At 65.7% G+C, this 16,877-nt stretch carries 7 protein-coding genes and 1 pseudogene; 4 read left to right on the forward strand and 4 right to left on the reverse strand.

All coding sequences use genetic code 11. The features are described from left to right. From IWX85_RS17205 to ppc, 4 genes and pseudogenes are all read right to left on the reverse strand, one after another. Positions 1–501 (reverse strand): annotated as a pseudogene (locus tag IWX85_RS17205) (helix-turn-helix domain-containing protein); the annotation flags it as partial. A gap of 357 nt (positions 502–858) precedes the next feature. Then, the gene (locus IWX85_RS17210; protein WP_196870540.1) at positions 859–9,072 is read right to left on the reverse strand and encodes a GH36-type glycosyl hydrolase domain-containing protein; all 8,214 of its coding nucleotides are present in this window, start codon (positions 9,070–9,072) and stop codon (positions 859–861) included. A gap of 4 nt (positions 9,073–9,076) precedes the next feature. After that, positions 9,077–9,322: a hypothetical protein gene (locus IWX85_RS17215; protein ID WP_036804994.1), complete on the reverse strand. Its 246-nt coding sequence runs from the start codon at positions 9,320–9,322 to the stop codon at positions 9,077–9,079. A gap of 142 nt (positions 9,323–9,464) precedes the next feature. Next, entirely contained in the window at positions 9,465–12,371 is a 2,907-nt protein-coding gene (gene ppc / locus IWX85_RS17220) for a phosphoenolpyruvate carboxylase (RefSeq protein ID WP_231379906.1), read from the reverse strand. A gap of 91 nt (positions 12,372–12,462) precedes the next feature. On the opposite strand from ppc, the gene hemC reads away from it, so the two are divergent. Genes hemC through IWX85_RS17240 form a run of 4 tightly spaced genes read left to right on the forward strand, consistent with a single transcriptional unit; the run spans position 12,463 to position 16,833 of the window. After that, positions 12,463–13,461 carry a hydroxymethylbilane synthase gene (hemC, locus tag IWX85_RS17225; protein ID WP_196870541.1) on the forward strand — a complete coding sequence of 333 codons (999 nt, stop codon included), beginning with the start codon at positions 12,463–12,465 and terminating at the stop codon, positions 13,459–13,461. Positions 13,462–13,488: 27 nt separating this feature from the next. Next, positions 13,489–14,352 (forward strand): uroporphyrinogen-III synthase, encoded by an 864-nt coding sequence (locus IWX85_RS17230; RefSeq protein ID WP_196870542.1) that lies wholly within the window; start codon positions 13,489–13,491, stop codon positions 14,350–14,352. Further along, positions 14,349–15,506, forward strand: a complete 1,158-nt coding sequence (locus IWX85_RS17235; protein ID WP_196870543.1) for a uroporphyrinogen-III C-methyltransferase — start codon at positions 14,349–14,351, stop codon at positions 15,504–15,506. The genes IWX85_RS17230 and IWX85_RS17235 overlap by 4 nt, the downstream gene beginning before the upstream one ends. A 37-nt stretch (positions 15,507–15,543) precedes the next feature. Beyond that, positions 15,544–16,833, forward strand: a complete 1,290-nt coding sequence (locus tag IWX85_RS17240) for a heme biosynthesis HemY N-terminal domain-containing protein (RefSeq protein WP_036804981.1) — start codon at positions 15,544–15,546, stop codon at positions 16,831–16,833. Positions 16,834–16,877 lie beyond the last annotated feature (44 nt).

The raw sequence follows: 16,877 nt of genomic DNA on the forward strand, positions 1-16,877 counted from the left end.
CGAATTGGGCGCTGGCCTGCGGGGCAATCACCCAGCCGATCTTCCTCCAGGGCTTGAGCTCGTTTTTTTCAGCGCCCGCCGCACCGTCTCGTGGGACACGCTGTCCACCAATTCGAGCTCGACCAGCCGATCTGCCAGCAGGCGCAGCGACCAGCGGGCCTGGCCTTCAGGGGGCGCCGAGCAACTCAGGGCCAGCAGCTGCGCCTCCAGCCGGCCATCGATCTTCAGCGCGTACTCGCATTTGGCGGGCTGGCGGTTCAACGTCAACTCCAGGCCTTCGAGAACAAACTTCTTTTTGACCCGGTCCACCTTGCGCTCGCTCACGCACAGCATGGCTGCGATGTCGCAGGTGCGGGGGCGTTCAGTGCGCTCCCCCGCTTGGTCGCAGTTGAGCAGTATCAAGGCATTGATGACTTTGGATGCTGCGTGCGTGCCTTTGCCTGCGATGCCCTGCAACTCGGCTCTTTCCTGCTCTGACAAGGTGACTTTGTAATGTTCCATTCCCCATTGTCCACGTCAAATTTCTCATGACGCGACACTAGCAGGTCCAGCGTGAGCTGCGTACCGCGCTCATCCATCATTCGCTCAAGAGTGCAGGTTCACCGGCGAGTTGTGCGACAAACTACCAGTTCATGCTCCATAAACATCCGGGCAACTGATGCTGGTTTAGAGGGTGCGTACTGCATTGCTGCATTGACGATCGCAATGATAGTGCCTGCAGTTTTATCGGACACTTTCGATGTACTGCTTCGAGACCTCGTCTTGAATTTATTTGTAGACGCAATAAAACTTTGATATTTCAGAGATTTATCACAAAGTACGCTTTTTGCGCATACTGCAAAAGCATCAATTGCTATTTTATTGATAGCAGTCGGGTAGTCCCAGCGCTGCGTCGCCACGCACGAGCAACACGGCCTTTGCGGGCAACGTGTCCAGCCGTGTCCATTCACCCCACGCCAGTTGCCTGTCCGCCGCCAGCGGAGCGGCGCCTGCCGGTTCGCGCTGCCAGTGCACGGTGATGTCATGGCCCTGGAGCAACAGGCGCAGCTCAACCGCCGGCCAGTGCGCGGGCAGGCGCGGCGACAGCGAGAGGCGGCCCGGCTGTACTGCCAGACCGAGCAGCGTTTCAAGCCCTGCCCGGTATAGCCAGGCAGCCGATCCGGTGTACCAGCTCCAGCCGCCCCGGCCCACATAGGGGTCGGCGCTGTAGACGTCGCCTGCGATCACATACGGCTCCAACTCATAAGCTGGCCCACGACCGGGATGCGCGCTGCGGTGGGCCGGGCTCAAGTCCTCGAAACTGCGCCAGGCGCCTTCCACGTCACCACTCAGGGCTTGCGCCATTAAAGCCCAGACGCCGGCATGCGAATACTGCCCGCCGTTTTCGCGCACACCGGGGGGATAGGCCTGGATGTAGCCCGGATTGTTGGCAGAGTCTCGGAACGGGGGATCGAGCAGGCGCAGCAGGCCGGCTTTTTCATCGATCAGCTGGTTGTTCAGCGCCAGCATGGCCGAGCGGGTAAAGGCCGGGGTCGAAGCGCCCGACAGCACAGCCCAGGCCTGGGCAATCAGGTCGATATGGCATTCGGCATTGGCGTTGGAGCCGAGCGGCGCGCCATTGTCGAAAAAGGCGCGGCGGAACCAGGCGCCGTCCCATCCGGCGTCGTGCAACGCGGTGATCCAGCCGGTGCGCGCCTCCAGCCAGCGTTGGGCGCGCATAGCATCGCCGCGCTGCGCGGCAACCGGCGCGAAGCCCTCGACCACGCTGCACAAAAACCAGCCCAGCCAGACCGACTCGCCGCGCCCCTCATGGCCGACGCGGTTCATGCCGTCGTTCCAGTCGCCGGTGCCCATCAGGGGCAGACCATGGGCGCCCACCGCCAGGCTGCGGTCGATGGTGCGGGCGCAGTGCTCGTAGATGCTGGCCAACTGCTCGCTGGTCTGCGGCGCGTAATAAGCGTCTTCCGCGCCATCGGGAATCGGCGGTCCATCGATGAAAGCCACACTCTCGTCCAGCAAACTGGCGTCGCCTGTGGCCTGCAGGTAGTGGGTGCAGGCATAAGGCAGCCAGAGCAGGTCGTCCGAAAAATGGGTGCGCACGCCTTCGCCGCCGGGCGCGTGCCACCAGTGCTGCACGTCGCCTTCGGGAAACTGGCGTGATGCACTGAGCACGATTTGGGCACGAAGCCGCGCCGGGTCGGCCAGCGCCAGCGCCATCGAGTCCTGCAGTTGGTCACGAAAGCCCGATGCGCCACCCGCCTGGTAGAAGCCGGCCTTGGACCAAAGGCGGCAGACCACCGTCTGGTAGAGAAGCCAATGGTTGATGAGGGCATCGAAACGGGCGTCGGGCGTCTTGACTTGCACCTTGCCGAGCAGTCCGGACCAGGCGGCCTTGACGCCGGCCAGGGCATCGGTGCAGGCCTGCTGCGTCCACCGGACAGCCATCTGCTCTGCTTCAGTGGCATCGACGGCATGACCGATGATGAAGCTGAACGCCAGTTCTTCGTTGCCGGTCAGCGAAAACTCGCTGGTCAGGCAGGCGCAGGGGTCGCAACCGGTGCCGCTCTGGCCGGCCAGGGTGGCAGGCAAAAACAGCCGGCCCAGCGTGTCAAAAAATTCACCCCGGTCGCAGGTCCATTGCAGGCGATCCGAAGCGCCTGCCATGGCCAGGAACACCGTGCTGCCGCCATAGCCGTCCCGGGTCTCCTGCTGACGGGCCATCACCGCCGCCTGTCCCCGAAGCTTCCAGGTTTGCAGCGTACGACGGCGGCCGCGTGCGTCGCCCATCTGCCATTCGACCATGGCCACTGCGCGCAGGCGCCTGCGCACGCCGCCATCCAGCCGCACCTTGACCTGGACGACCTTCACCGCGGCTTGCATGTCGGCGAAGAAAGTGGTTTCCACCTGCAGCCCGTCCTGCATTCCCTGGAACACCGAGTAGCCCTGGCCATGGCGCACGCGCCAGCGGCTGTCGCTGCCTGCCAGCACCGAGGGCGCCAAGGGGAAAATCTGGCCGCTGTCGATGTCCTGCAGCAGCCAGTGCTCGAATGCAGGGTCAACGACCGGGTCGTTCGACCACGGCGTGAGCTGGTGCATGCGGCTGTTGCTGGCCCAGCTCATGCCGCTGCCGGTTTCGGATACCTGAAAGCCAAATTCCGGATTGGCGATGACATTGACCCAGGGACGCGGCAGCGATTGGCCGCCCTGCAGGTCAAACCAGAATTCCCCATTGGCCGGGTCAAACTGGCCGGCATCTTCTGGCACCGGTGCAACTGCCGGCACGCCGTTGGCCAGGGCGGTCTCGGGCCGGGCCGAAAGCAGCGTTCCGCCGGCCAGGCTGGCCTGCTGTGCTGGCCAGACGCCGGTGCGCAAGGCGGCCACCTGCGTTTCCAGTCCCCGGCCGTCAGCGGTGAGAACCACCCGCGCCAAGCCGGCCAACGCGGCTTTCTCAGCGGCAGAGGTTTCGGGCTCGCGCAGCAGGTGAAAGCTCGATGACAGCTCGCCTCCCTTGGCAAAGCTGTTCTGCACGCGCTGCATCAGCCGATCGCGCAGCGCCAAAATGTCGCGCTGCAGGGGCATGAGGTAGGAATTGGGTTCGCTGTTCAGCACCACCAAGTCAACCGCCAAACCGCCAAAGGTCCACCAGGGCTGGGCGCGTAGCAGGGCATGGACCATCGGCAGCCCGCTGGCCGCCTGGATGCGTACCAGCACGATGGGTTTGTCGCCCGAAATACCAAAGCGCCACAACTGGCGCTGGTCCAGCGGCCCGGCCACTGCATTCAGCCGGGGCGTGCTGTACATCAAGGTGGTTGTCAGGTCCTGCACCGCCAGGTGTTCTTCGGGCGTCAGGGTCAGGTCGCGCAGCCGGACCTGCGCCAGCGTGGCCGCCATCTGGGTGGCGCGCACGATGTGCATGGGCTGCAGGTACTTGTCGATGCGCGCAATGAGTTCGTCTTCCGTCTGCGCCGCCGCCGTGGCAAAGCTCAGGCGGGCCACGGCACCGGGCGCCAGCCGCAGGGTCAGGCGCAGGCTGGCCACCGGGTCCAGGCCATTGATCGGGTTGCCGTCGGTGTCCATGGGCTGGTCCCCCAGGGCAGGCACATGCTGCGGTTGATGGCGCCCGGCAAAAATCCGGCGGTCGGCGATGCAATCGACCGACAGCAGGTCGGCATCGGCCTCGGCCAGGAAATGCGCCACCGCCATTTGCGGGTCGCCATGCAGGCGTGGCATGCGCTTGAGCAGCAAGGCGCGCCATTGCGGCTCCCAGCGGGTCTGCACGAACAGGTTGGAAAACGCCGGATGCGCTTCGTCGGCGCGCGGATCCGCCAGCACTGCCTCAAAGCACGACACCAGTTCGACGACGCGCGCGGTCCGGCCGGTGTTGTGCAGTTGCACAGTACGCAGTTCTGTATCGTCCTCGGGGCTGACCAACACGCTGATGCTGGTGGTAAGGCTGTCGCCCTGCGCCTCGAACTGCACCCGGTCGGCCATGAAACGCGCCTGGTAGCGCCAGCCTGGCAGGGGCGCCGGCACGGCGGTCAGGGACCCGGTGCCTTCGTTGCCGCCCAGGTTCAGGTAGAAAAAACAGCCATGGCTGTCGCGCAGCAGGTCGTCGCGCCAGCGGCTGATGTTGCGGCCCTGCCAGCGGCTGACGCCCGCACCGCTGGCGCGCAGGGCCACGTTGTAGCGCCCGTTGGACAGCAGGTGGGTCGGTTTCCAGCCAAGCTGCACCGGATTGACGTCGCGCGAATGGAACACCGGCGCGCTGTTTTGCGCATCCAGCATGGGCGGCTGGCGCGGACTGGCGGTTTCAATGATCTGGCGCGGCGTGCGTTCATGCAGCAGGGATTCATGCGCGGCCACCTGAGGTTCGGCACAGAACCAGCGCCGGGGCGCATCCAGGCACAGCACATTGCACAGCGCCACTAGCGACATGCCGTGGTGGTGCGTCATGAAGGTCTGAACGATGCTGAAGGCCTGCCTTTCAGGCTGGTGCGAGGCGGTGAAGTCGAGCGCTTCGAACATTCCGAACTCGCCACGCCCGCCCAGCGCTTCGAGCCGCCGCAGGTTGGCTGCCGATGCTGCCGGCTCAAACAGCGTGGCCAGCAAGGTGGCATAAGGCGCGACCACGCGGTCGGTCAGTGGCGTGCGCCGCATCGCCAAGCGCGGAACGCCAAAGGGTGAATACTGGTAGGCCAGCGAATGGTCTTGGGCAAAATAGGCCGATTCCGAAACGCCCCAGGGCAGCGATTGCTGCCGGCCGAATTCCCGCTGCGCGGCAATGGCCGAACGCGCCATGGTCTGCAGCAGTCCCTCAGCAGGCTCGTGCATCAGCAACGACGGCATCAGGTATTCGAACATCGAACCCGACCACGAAGCCAGCCCGGGCGCACCGCCCACCGACAGGAATGGCCTGCCCAGGGCGCTCCAGTGGCGCTTGGGCACGTCTCCCTTGGCAATCGCCAGAAAGCTGGTCAGCCGCGACTCGGACGCCAACAGGTCGTAATAGCTGATGTCCAGCGCCTGTTCCTCAACCCGCAAACCGATATGGAACAGGCGGCGCTTGGGGTCATACAGGCCCTTGAAATCCATGGCCTCATAGAGGCTGGCGCAGCGCCCGGCCAGGCTGCGCAGCGCTGTCTGTGAATGTAACTGTGACTCTCCGCCGTCGCTGCCTTGCTGGTCTGCTTGCTGAGCCAACTGATGGCAAGCCTGACCCACGGCCAGCAGCATGCCGGCCAGGTTTCCGCTGTCGACGGACGACACATAAGCGGGCAGAAGGACTTCCAGCGTGCGCGTGTCGTACCAGTTGAGCAGGTGGCCGTTGTGCTTGGCGAGCTTGTCGATGCTGTCCAGCGACGCCTGCAGGCGACGGATGACTTCAGGGGTCGTGATCCAGCCGAATTCGCGGGCGCAGCAGACCGCCAGCAGGTACAGGCCGATGTTGGTGGGCGAGGTGCGGTGCGCCAGCGTGGGGTCGGGGACCAGCTGAAGGTTGTCGGGCGGCAGGTGGTTGTCTTCAGGCCCGACGCAGCGCTCGAAAAAGCGCCAGGTATCGCGTGCCAGCGCCAACAGGTAGCGTTTGTCTCCGGCATGCAGCGCATGCTCGGTGCTGGCCGGGCGCGGCTGGCTGGACCACCAAGCGGCGATCGGCGAGGCGCCCCAGAAGAGAAACAGGAAGATGCCGGCCCACGGGTGGGCCGCCCAAGGTGCGGCCATGGCCAGCGTGGCGCACAGCAGCGACGCTGCGGCATGCTGGTGCACAAACACGAAAAGCTCCCTGCGCGACGCCGATTGCGCCTGCGCTGCGGTGGTCCATTCCATCAGTCGGCGGCGGCTGACGCGCATGCGCCAGACCGAACGCAGCGCCGCATCAAGCAGCAGGACCGACTGCGCCGGTATCTGGCTGAACTGCCAGGCGGCAGCGCCCAGCGTGATGCGCAACTCGGCTCGGCCGCGCTTGAAAAAGTGTCGCCAGGCAATGCCAGCGTGGGTCGGCACCAAGCCTGCCAGCGCGCCCAGCAGCGGCCCGGCCAGCAGCGCGGCAATGACTGCCAGAAATGCGGTGCCCAGGGGCAATGCGCCGGTGAAGATCACCCAGACAAGCAATGCAAACGCGGCAGGAAAAACCAGCGAACGGCGCAGGTTGTCAAGCATTTTCCAGGCACCCAGGGCGTCAATGCCGTACAGCCGGGCATCCCAGAGCAGCGGGATCAGCTGCCAGTCGCCGCGCGTCCAGCGGTGCTGGCGCGATGCGGCCACGCCGGCATGGTGGGGCGCATCCTCGACGAGCATCACATCGCTGACAAAGCCGCAGCGTGCAATGCTGCCTTCAAGCAGGTCATGGCTAAGCACCGCTTCATCGGGCAGGAGGCGGTCCAGCACGGCATGCAGTGCCTTGACATGCAGCAGTCCCTTGCCGCTGAAACTCCCCGTGCCGAACAGGTCCTGGTAAACATCGGAGACGCCACTGCTATAAGGATCGATGCCGCACTGGCCGGCAAACAGCCGGTGGTAGGCGGTGTCCTCCAAACGGCCGGGCAGCGGCGTGACCATGCGGGGCTGCAAGATGGCGTAGCCGCTGACCACCCGGCGCAGGAGGGGGTCCACCCGCGGCGCATTCATCGGATGGGCGGCAATGGCGACGAGTTCGCGCAATGCGCCGGGCGGCAGGCCGGTGTCGCTGTCCAGCGTGACCACGTAGCAAATATTGTCGGCCAGCTGAAAAGTCGGTGCCAGCGGCTGGAATCCTTCCATGCTGCCAGTAGCCAGCAGGCGCATCAGCTGCTCAAGCTTCCCGCGCTTGCGTTCCCAACCGAGCCAGCGCTGCTGGGTTTCGCACCAGCTGCGCGGCCGGTGAATCAGCAGGAAGCGCGGCGGGCGGCCTGCGCCTGCAGGGTAGCGTGCATTCAGCGTTTCCAGCCGGGTCAGCGCATCCTGCACCAGCGCGTCATCACCGGGCAGGCTGGCCTCGGTCGCATCGACCCAGTCGGAGAGCAGGGCAAACTGGGCTTCGTTCTCCCGATTGGCCAGCCAGTGAAACTCCAGCTGCTGCAGCAGTGCCTCGTTGGCGTGGGAGGAGGTGAGCAGCGTCGGGATCACCACCAACACCCGATGTTCAGGCGGAATGCCGGACACAAAGCCGAGGCGCGGCAGGGACCGGACTTTCAGGGACTCGGCAATCAGGCGATGCACAAAAGCCGATGCAGCCTCGAAGGCGGGGCCGGCCAGCAGGAATAGCGCCACCAGGGCCTGCCAGCGGTGCCAGTCGGCATGGCGCGTGGCCATCAGCACCATCACCAGTGTCACCAATGTGATGCAGCCGATGTACAGGCTCAGGCGCCAACGGCGCCAGTTCAGGCGTTGCCGCGTGCGCTGCGCTGGCATGCCAAGCTCGGTTTCAAGCCGGACACGGCCATCGCCCATCAGGTAAAAACCTGCCGTTCGCTCGGCGGCGTCTGCCGCCAGGTCGCCGGGCAGCGACAGGGCCGCCGTCACCACCGCCTGGGCCACTTCATGCTCGGTTTTTTGGCTGTCGCGGGCCAGTTGCTCCATGGCCCGGGTGATCTGCTGGCGTGTGCTTTCGCTTTCGCGTGCAAAGCCGGGCAGTTGCCGCAGCACCTGCAGGGACCGGCTGACCGGCTCGATCAGCTCGACCCAGTCAATCTGGCCAATCACGCGCAGCGTCGTGATGATGTTGCCAACGGTCAGGTTGGATGCAACCTGGGCGCTCTGGCTTTCCAGCATCAGGGCATGGCCATCCGGGCAGTTCTTCTCGATCCAGCGCACTACAGCGGAGGTGTCGCCTGAAATTTCTGTCGGCAGACGCTGCCACAACTGGGTCTGGTAGCTGCGCTGCACGCCACGCTGGCGCATCAGGCTGTTGAGCGTGTCCAGGTCCGCCTCGTCCAGCGCTTGTCCGCTGTCCCAGACCGCATGGGCGACTTCGCGCGCCAGTTTGCTGCGCGCAATGTCATCGGCCATGCGGCGCAGGTTTTCCAGCAGCACCACTCTCAGCGTCGTCGGCAGGGCCCACAGTTCGCTCAGGCGCAATTCACTGCAGCTCTGGTAAGCATTCAGGAAGGCGGTGAATACTTCTGGGTTCAGAACGCTGTCGGTGTGCGCCACATAAGCCCAGGCAATGCCATAGACGCGCGGCAATCCGCGCAGCGGCAGAACGGCCAGCTTGGGCAGCCGGGCGTAAAAGCGGCGCGGCACGCCCTCACGGATTTGCTGAAGCTGCGCTTCGATCAGCGGGAAATTGTCCAGCAGCCATTCGGCCGCCGGTGTGGCGTAATGAGCGCTGTGCGAGCTCAGCGCAACATAGTCATAGGCAACGCGCAGCGCCGCCAGATTTTCCTCGACGCGTGGAAAGAACGGGGAATGGCGCAACGACTGAGCATCGTTCTCAACAACCTGCGCCTGCGCCAAGCTGCAGCCGTGCTCTTCAAAGCGCTGGATGCCGAAAAGTTCCGCCCGAATCGAAGGTTCGGCAGGTCCCTCCTGAGACAGCAAGCGTTCTCGGGCATGGGGGCTGAGCGTTCCAAGCCGGTCCAGTACGGCAGGATTCACCCGGTCAAACCATCGTCAACAGACCCAGGCCTACCAGGCCCAGGCTGCATACGACCAATGCGGCACCAGTAGTCACCAGCCGGGATGCCGTGATGGCATGCAAACTTTCAAGCCGGGTGCGCAAGGTGAAGAACCGGCCTCTCGAACGCTGGCAATCCGTCATGTGGGAGGCAAGCGCCATGAAGTCGCTGGACACCAACTCATTGCTCAGAGAAAGGCGGCGGGCAGACTGTGCATGGGTAGGGGTCATGGGTCAGGTCCTCTCGGAAGTTGGTGCTCTGGACGCGCTGGAATCGCGAAATTTTTGGCTTATTTCCGATGTTAGAACCTGCCTTTGTCAACGGCTATCGCTGACCACTGTTAGCTGTGTAGGACCCGGCCGATACTCGCTGTCAGCCGGTATTTCGCAGGCCAGCGGCAATGCCGTTGATCGAGATATGGATGCCGGTTTGCACCCGCTGGTCGGTCTGGCCGGCGCGGTAGCGTCGCACCAGTTCAACCTGCAGGTGATGCAGCGGATCGATGTACGGAAAGCGGTGGCGGATCGAGCGCTGCAGCGCGGCGTTGCCGGCCAGCCGCTGCCGGTCGCCGGTGATCAGCGTCAGCGCCTGGGCGGTGCGGTGCCATTCGCCGTCGATGGCGGAAAATATTTTCTTGCGCAGCTTGGCGTCGGCCACCAGCTCGGCATAACGCGAGGCCAGCGCCAGGTCGCTCTTGGCCATCACCATGTCCATGTTGCTCAGCAAGGTGCGAAAGAAAGGCCACTGGCGGTACATTTTTTTCAGCAGCGCCAGCGCCTCTTTGCGGCTCTCCGGTGTGCCGCCCTGGTCCAGGAACTGCGCGATGGCGCTGCCGAATCCGTACCAGCCGGGCAGGGTCAGTCGGCACTGGCCCCAGCTGAAACCCCAGGGAATCGCCCGCAGGTCCTCGATCTGCTGGGACGGCTTGCGTGACGCCGGCCGCGAGCCGATGTTGAGCTCGGCAATCTCGCGGATTGGTGTGGCGCTGAAAAAATACTCGGTGAAGCCCGGGGTGTCATACACCAGCGCCCGGTAGGCGGCCATGCTGGCCCGCGACAGTTCGTCGGCGGCCTGCAAAAAAGCCTGCGTTGCCGGCTTGGTCGGCTGCAGCAGCGTGGCTTCGAGCGTCGCAGCGACCAGCGTTTCCAGGTTGCGCCGGCCGATTTCCGGGTTGGCGTACTTCGACCCGATGACTTCGCCCTGTTCGGTCAGGCGGATCTGGCCGCGCACCGTGCCGGGCGGCTGCGCCAAAATGGCTTCGTAGCTGGGACCGCCCCCCCGGCCCACGGTGCCGCCGCGGCCATGGAACATCCGCAGCGTGATGCCATGCGACACGGCCAGCTGGTCGAACAGCTCAACCAGCGCGATTTCGGCGCGGTACAGCTCCCAGTTGCTGGTGAAGATGCCGCCGTCCTTGTTGCTGTCGCTGTAGCCGAGCATGATGTCCTGCTCGGCGCCGCTGCGCTGCAGCAGTGCGGCCACGCCCGGCAGCGCATAGAACGCGCGCATGATGGGCGCGGCATTGCGCAGGTCTTCGATGGTTTCAAACAGCGGCACGACGATCAGGTCACAGGTTGAGCCGCTCTTGTCTTGCGCATCCCCCAGCACGCCGTGCATCAGGCCGACTTCCTTTTGCAGCAGCAGCACTTCGAGCAGGTCGCTGGCCGTTTCAGTGTGGCTGATGATGTAGTGGCGAATCGCTTCCTTGCCAAACCGGGCGCGCGCGCTCAGGGCGGCTTCGAAAATCGCCAGTTCGACGCGGGCCAGTTCCGAGTAAACATGGCCCGGCACGCGCAGCGGTCGGGCGTCGTTGAGCATCTTCAGCAGCAGCGTGCGCTTGGCCGCTTCGTTCAGGCTGGCGTAGCCGGCATCGATTCGCGCCACGGCCAGCAGTTCGGCGACGACCTCTTCATGCTTGTCGGAGCTTTGGCGCAGATCGACCGTGGCCAGGTGAAAGCCGAACACTTCGACGGCGCGGATCAGCGGATGCAGGCGCTGGGCCGTCAGTGCCTGGCCATGGTGGCCGACCAGCGAGGCCTGCAGCGTTCGCAGGTCGGCCAGGAACTCTTCCGCCGTGGCGTAGGCGTTCTGCGGCGCCACCGCATGGCGCGCCGCTTCGCCGCCGGTCAGCGCTTTCAGTGTGGCCGCCAGCCGGGCATAAACGCCGGTCAGCGCGCGCCGGTAGGGTTCATCCTGGCGGTGCTCGCTGGTGTCGGGCGAACTTTGGGCCAGTTGCTGCATCGCAGCGCTGCACTCGACCAGGATGGCCGACATCGACAGCTCGCCGCCCAGCAGATGCACCTCGGTCAGGTAGTGGCGCAGCGCCACGTCGGCCTGCCGGCGCAGCGCATGGTTCAGCGTGTCGGCGTTGACGTTCGGGTTGCCGTCCCGGTCGCCGCCAATCCACTGGCCCATGCGCAGAAAGCTGTGCACCGGCTGCATGCCGAGTTCGCGCTCCAGGCTGGCGTAGATTTTCGGAATCTCGCGCAGGAACGTCGCCTCGTAGTAGCTCAGCGCATTCTCGATTTCATCAGCCACGGTCAGCTTGGACATGCGCAGCAGGCGGGTCTGCCACAGCTGCATGACGCGGGCGCGCAACTGCGCCTCGTTGGCGTCCAGCTCGCGCGGCGTGAGCGCATCCTTGGCGCTGCTCACGGCCAGCGCCATGGCCTTGATGCTGTCGCGCGCCGTCAGCAGCTGGGCAATGCCGCGCTCGGCATCGAGGATGCTCTTGCGCTGCACTTCGGTCGGGTGGGCGGTCAGCACCGGCGATACAAAACTGCGCGCCAGCGTGTCCGATATGGTCTTGGGGGCGATGCCGGCCCAGCGCAACCGGGCCAGCGCCACGTCGATGCTGCCTTCCTGCGTGTCGCCGGCGCGCTCGTGGACGGCGCGGCGGCGAATGTGGTGGCGGTCTTCGGCCAGATTGGCAAGATGGCTGAAATAGGTGAAGGCGCGGATCACGCTGACGGTCTGGTCACCGCTCAGGTCCTTCAGCAGGGTCTTGAGCGCCTTGTCGGCTTCCTGGTCCGCATCGCGCCGGAAGGCAACCGACAACGTGCGCACCTGCTCGATCAGCTCATACGCGGCCACGCCCTCCTGGTCGCGGATTACGTCGCCCAGGATGCGGCCCAGCAGGCGGATGTCCTCGACCAGCGGGCGCTCGTTGTTCCTGGCGCGAACCGACGGCGTGGCAGGTTTGACGGACTCGGCCACGGGGGCCGGGCTATCGGGCCTGACAGCGTTCTTGGTTTTTTTCGTGCGTTCGGAAGTCGGCATTCTGGTCCTTTGCGTCTGGTGGCGGGTGAAATGAGGATCAAATCGCGCATGCTAGCATTCACTCCCTCTATAGATTACCAACAGGTTACCAGTGGCAGCAGCGCTTCAAACTCCCCAAAAAACGCCCAAAGTGGTCATCGCCACGCGCGAAAGCCGCCTGGCCATGTGGCAGGCCGAGCATGTCAAGGCGCTGCTGGAAGCGCGCCTGGGCTGGCGGGTCGAACTGCTGGGCATGACCACCTTGGGCGACCAGATTCTTGACCGCTCGCTGAGCAAGGTCGGCGGCAAGGGTCTGTTCGTGAAAGAGCTGGAAGTTGCGCTGGCCGAAGGCCGGGCCGATCTGGCGGTGCATTCGCTGAAAGACGTACCGATGGACCTGCCCGACGGCTTCGCGCTGGCCTGCGTCCTGGCGCGCGAAGACCCGCACGATGCGTTTGTCTCCAACCGCTTTGCCTCGCTGGCCGAACTGCCGCACGGCGCTGTTGTCGGCACGTCGAGCCTGCGCCGGCTGGTGCTGCTCAAGGCGCTTCGTCCCGACCTGGTCATCCAGCCCCTGCGCGGCAACCTGGACACCCGGCTGCGCAAGCTCGACGAAGGCCAGTACGACGGCATCGTGCTGGCCGCCGCCGGCCTCAAGCGGCTGAAGCTGGAATCACGCATCCGCCACACCTTCGCGCCCGCCGACATGCTGCCGGCGGCCGGGCAGGGCGCGCTGGGCATTGAGGTGCGGGCCGACCGGGCCGATTTGATCAAGGCGCTGGCCACGCTGGCGCACCAGCCGACCTGGCTGGCGGTCACGGCCGAGCGCACCGTCTCGCGTGCCATGGGCGGCAGCTGCTCCATGCCGCTGGCCGCTTTTGTCACCGCCGGCAGCGGTGGTGCGCTGCGCCTTGATGCCGCCTGGGGTGAGCCGGCCACAGCCGATGCGCTGTCGGGCGCCCATCAAGCCGCGCCCGCGCCGCTGGTGCATGCCCGGCAAAGCGCTGTCGTGCAGACCTTTGCCGAAGCCGAGGCGCTGGGTGAAGCCGTGGCGGCGCAGCTGCGCGCTGGCGGCGCGGTCTGGGCCGGCAACACGCCGCTGCCAGTTTGACCCGCACCGGCCTGACCGCATGAACGCATGACAACTGCCCGCGTCATCGTGACCCGGCCCGAACCCGATGCCGGATTGTGGGTGCAGCAGCTGGTGCAGGCCGGCATTTCCGCCGAGGCCTTTGCGCTGATTGACATCGCACCCCTTTCAGAAGCTGCCGACGTGCAGGCGCTGAACTATGCCTGGCAGGCGCTGGACGATTACGCCGCCTGCATGTTTGTCAGCGGCCATGCCGTCACTCACTTTTTCAAGCAAAAAATGCCTCTTGCGCAGGTTGTACGGGCGCAAGCAGCTATTGATAACGTAGCAAGTGGCGAATTTCCAGGAATTCCTCCGCACCTGCGCTTCATGGCGCCCGGCCCCGGCACCGTGGCCGCGCTGCGTGCCGCCGGCGTTCCCGCCGCGCAAATCGACGCGCCGGCGGCCGATGCGCACCAGTTTGATTCCGAAGCCCTGTGGCAGGTTATCGGGGCGCGTGACTGGCAGAGCCGCCGGGTACTGGTCGTTCGCGGCCAGAGCGCCGGCGCTGAAAAGCCCAGCTCCGGGCGCGACTGGATTGCCCGCCAATGGCAGGATGCCGGCGCCAGCGTCGATTTTGTCGGCGTGTACCAGCGCCGCCCACCTTTATTGACCGACGCGCAGGTCGCGCGCGCGCGGCAGGCCAGCGCCGATGGCTCGGTCTGGCTGTTCAGCAGTTCCGAAGCCGTCGCCCATCTGCTTCGGCTGGCCGGCCTGCAAGGTATGAACTGGCACCGCGCCCGCGCCATCGCCACCCATCCCCGCATCGCCCAGGCGGTGTGCGCCGCCGGATGGGGTGTTGTTGTGGAGTCACGCCCGGCGCTCCAGGACATCCGGCAGGCGCTTGGCTCGATAGAATTGCAGCATCCATGAGCGACAGTCCCCCAGCCTTGCCCCCGTTGAGCCACCCGCCGCCCGCAGGCGAGCCGGCACTCGACCGTGGCGTGCCCTCCAACGCGATAACGCAGGCCGCCCCGCTGGATGCGTGGCTGGTGCCCCGCAGCTGGGCACTAGGCGTCGCGGCGCTGGCGGCGGCCGGCCTGCTGGGCAGCGCAGCGCTGTGGCAAAAGCTGGGCTCCATTCAGGAAGAACTCGCGCGGCGCACGACCAACACCAGCGCACAGTCGATTGAAGCGCGCACCCTGGCGCAGGATGCGCAGAACAGCACCCGGGAGCAGTCGGTGCGCCTGGCCCTGCTGGAAACCCGTCTGGGCGAAGTCATCCTGCAGCGCAGCCAGCTCGAAGAACTGATGCAGAGCCTGTCACGCTCGCGCGACGAAAACCTGGTCGTCGATGTCGAATCCGACCTGCGGCTGGCCCAGCAGCGCGCCCTGCTGACCGGCAGCGCCGAGCCCTTGCTGGCGGCGCTGAAATCGGCCGAAACCCGGCTGACGCGCGCCGCGCAACCGCGCCTGAACCCTCTTCAGCGCGCCATCACCCGCGACATCGAGCGCGTCAAGAACGCCAGCATTGCCGACGTGCCGGCGCTGATGCTCAAACTGGACGAACTGGCCCGCCTGGTGGACGAACTGCCGGTCGCTAATGAAGCGGCCAGCAACAACATTGCGCGTGCCGTCGATGCCGTGGCGGCCGAGCCGCAGGGCGATGCCCCGAACGCTGGCAAGAAATCCTGGCTGCCGGGCGTTGACACGTTGGCGCTGCGTGCCTGGTCGAGCCGGGTGGCGGGCAGCCTGCGGCTGGAAGCCAGCCAGCTGCTGCGGGTCAGCCGCATCGACCAGCCCGAAGCCGCGCTACTGGCGCCCGAGCAGGCATTTTTCCTGCGCGAAAACCTCAAGCTGCGGCTGCTCAACGCGCGCCTGGCCCTGTTGTCGCGACAAACCGACGCCGCGCGCGCCGACCTGCTCAATGCCGGCAACTGGTTGGGCAAGTACTTTGACCCTGCGGCGCGCAAAACCCAAGCCGCACGCCAGCTGCTGGTGCAGGTGCAGGGCCAGCTCAAGAACACTGACCTGCCCCGGCTCGACGAAACCCTGGCCGCGTTGGCCACTGCGGCCGCCGGTCGTTGAGCGCCAAGCGCCAGACACAGGCAGGTCAGACCACACCATGCGCGCCGCTCTCTGGTTCATCGCCCTGTTCGGCATCGCCGTCGCGGTCGCTCTGTTTGCCGGTAACAACCAGGCCGTCGTCACGGTGTTCTGGCCGCCGCACCGGGTCGATGTGTCCTTCAACCTGACGGTGCTGCTGCTGGTCGGGCTGTTCATGCTGCTGTACCTGGCCTCGCGCGCACTGTCGGCGCTGTTTTCACTGCCGGTCGAGGCCCGGCGTTGGCGTGCGCAGCAAAAAGAGCGAGCCATGTATGGCGCGCTCATGGATGCGCTGGCGCACCTGATGGCCGGGCGCTTCATCCGCTCGGCCAAGTCGGCCCAGAATGCGCTGGCACAGGAAAAAAGCCTGGGCGTGACCACCGAGACGACGGGACAGCCCACCGGCCACAGCGACAGCCTGGCCAGCCAGTTGCGCTCGCTGTCGCACCTGCTGGTGGCCGAAAGCGCGCAGGCGCTGCAAAACAAGGCCCTGCGCAACCGGCATCTGGCGCTTGCCCTGCAAAATTCATCCGCCCGCCATGCCCAGGAAGTACGCGAAGGCGTGCTGTTTCGCGCCGCCCGCTGGTCGCTTGAAGACCATGATGCTGGCGCCACCCTCGACTGGCTCGGCCAGCTGCCGCAGGGCGCGTCGCGCCGCACGCTGGCCCTGCGCATGAAGCTGCGCGCCGCCCGTTACGGACGGCAGACCCTGCCAGCGCTGGAAACCGCGCGCCTGCTGGCCAAGCATCGGGCGTTCTCGCCGGTTGCGGCGCACAGCATCCTGCGCGGCCTGGCACTCGAACTGCTTGACGATGCCCGTGACCCGGTGCAGTTGCAGCAGGCCTGGACATTGCTGGACGACAGTGAGCGCGCCATGCCCGAGCTGTGCGTGCATGCGGCAGCCCGGCTGATCAGCCTGCATGGCGATGCGGCGTTGGCCCGTTCCTGGCTTGTGCCTGTGTGGGAGCGCATGTTAGAGCCCCGCTCCGAACTGGGCGACAACCTGCGCATGAAGCTGATCACGGTGCTGGAAGCCGGCATGGACACGCTCGATGGTGAATGGCTGGCGCGTATCGAGGCGGCCCAGGTCAGCCGGCCTCGGGATGCCAATTTGCTGTATCTGGCCGGCATGGCCTGCCTGAGTCGGCAACTCTGGGGCAAGGCGCGCCAACTCCTGAGCCAGGCCGCGCCGGCCCTGCAGGACAGGCTGCTGTATCGCAACGCCTGGCGCGCCCTGGCCGTGCTGGCCGAGCAGCGCCAGGACGATGCCGCTGCCACGGAAGCCTACAAGCGCGCCGCGCAGCCCTGACCGGCTCTTTTTCCTACTTTTCCTGTTGCCTGGCGTGCAGGTCG

The sequence above is a fragment of the Polaromonas sp. CG_9.11 genome (assembly GCF_015752225.1).
Taxonomy (GTDB): domain Bacteria; phylum Pseudomonadota; class Gammaproteobacteria; order Burkholderiales; family Burkholderiaceae_C; genus Polaromonas.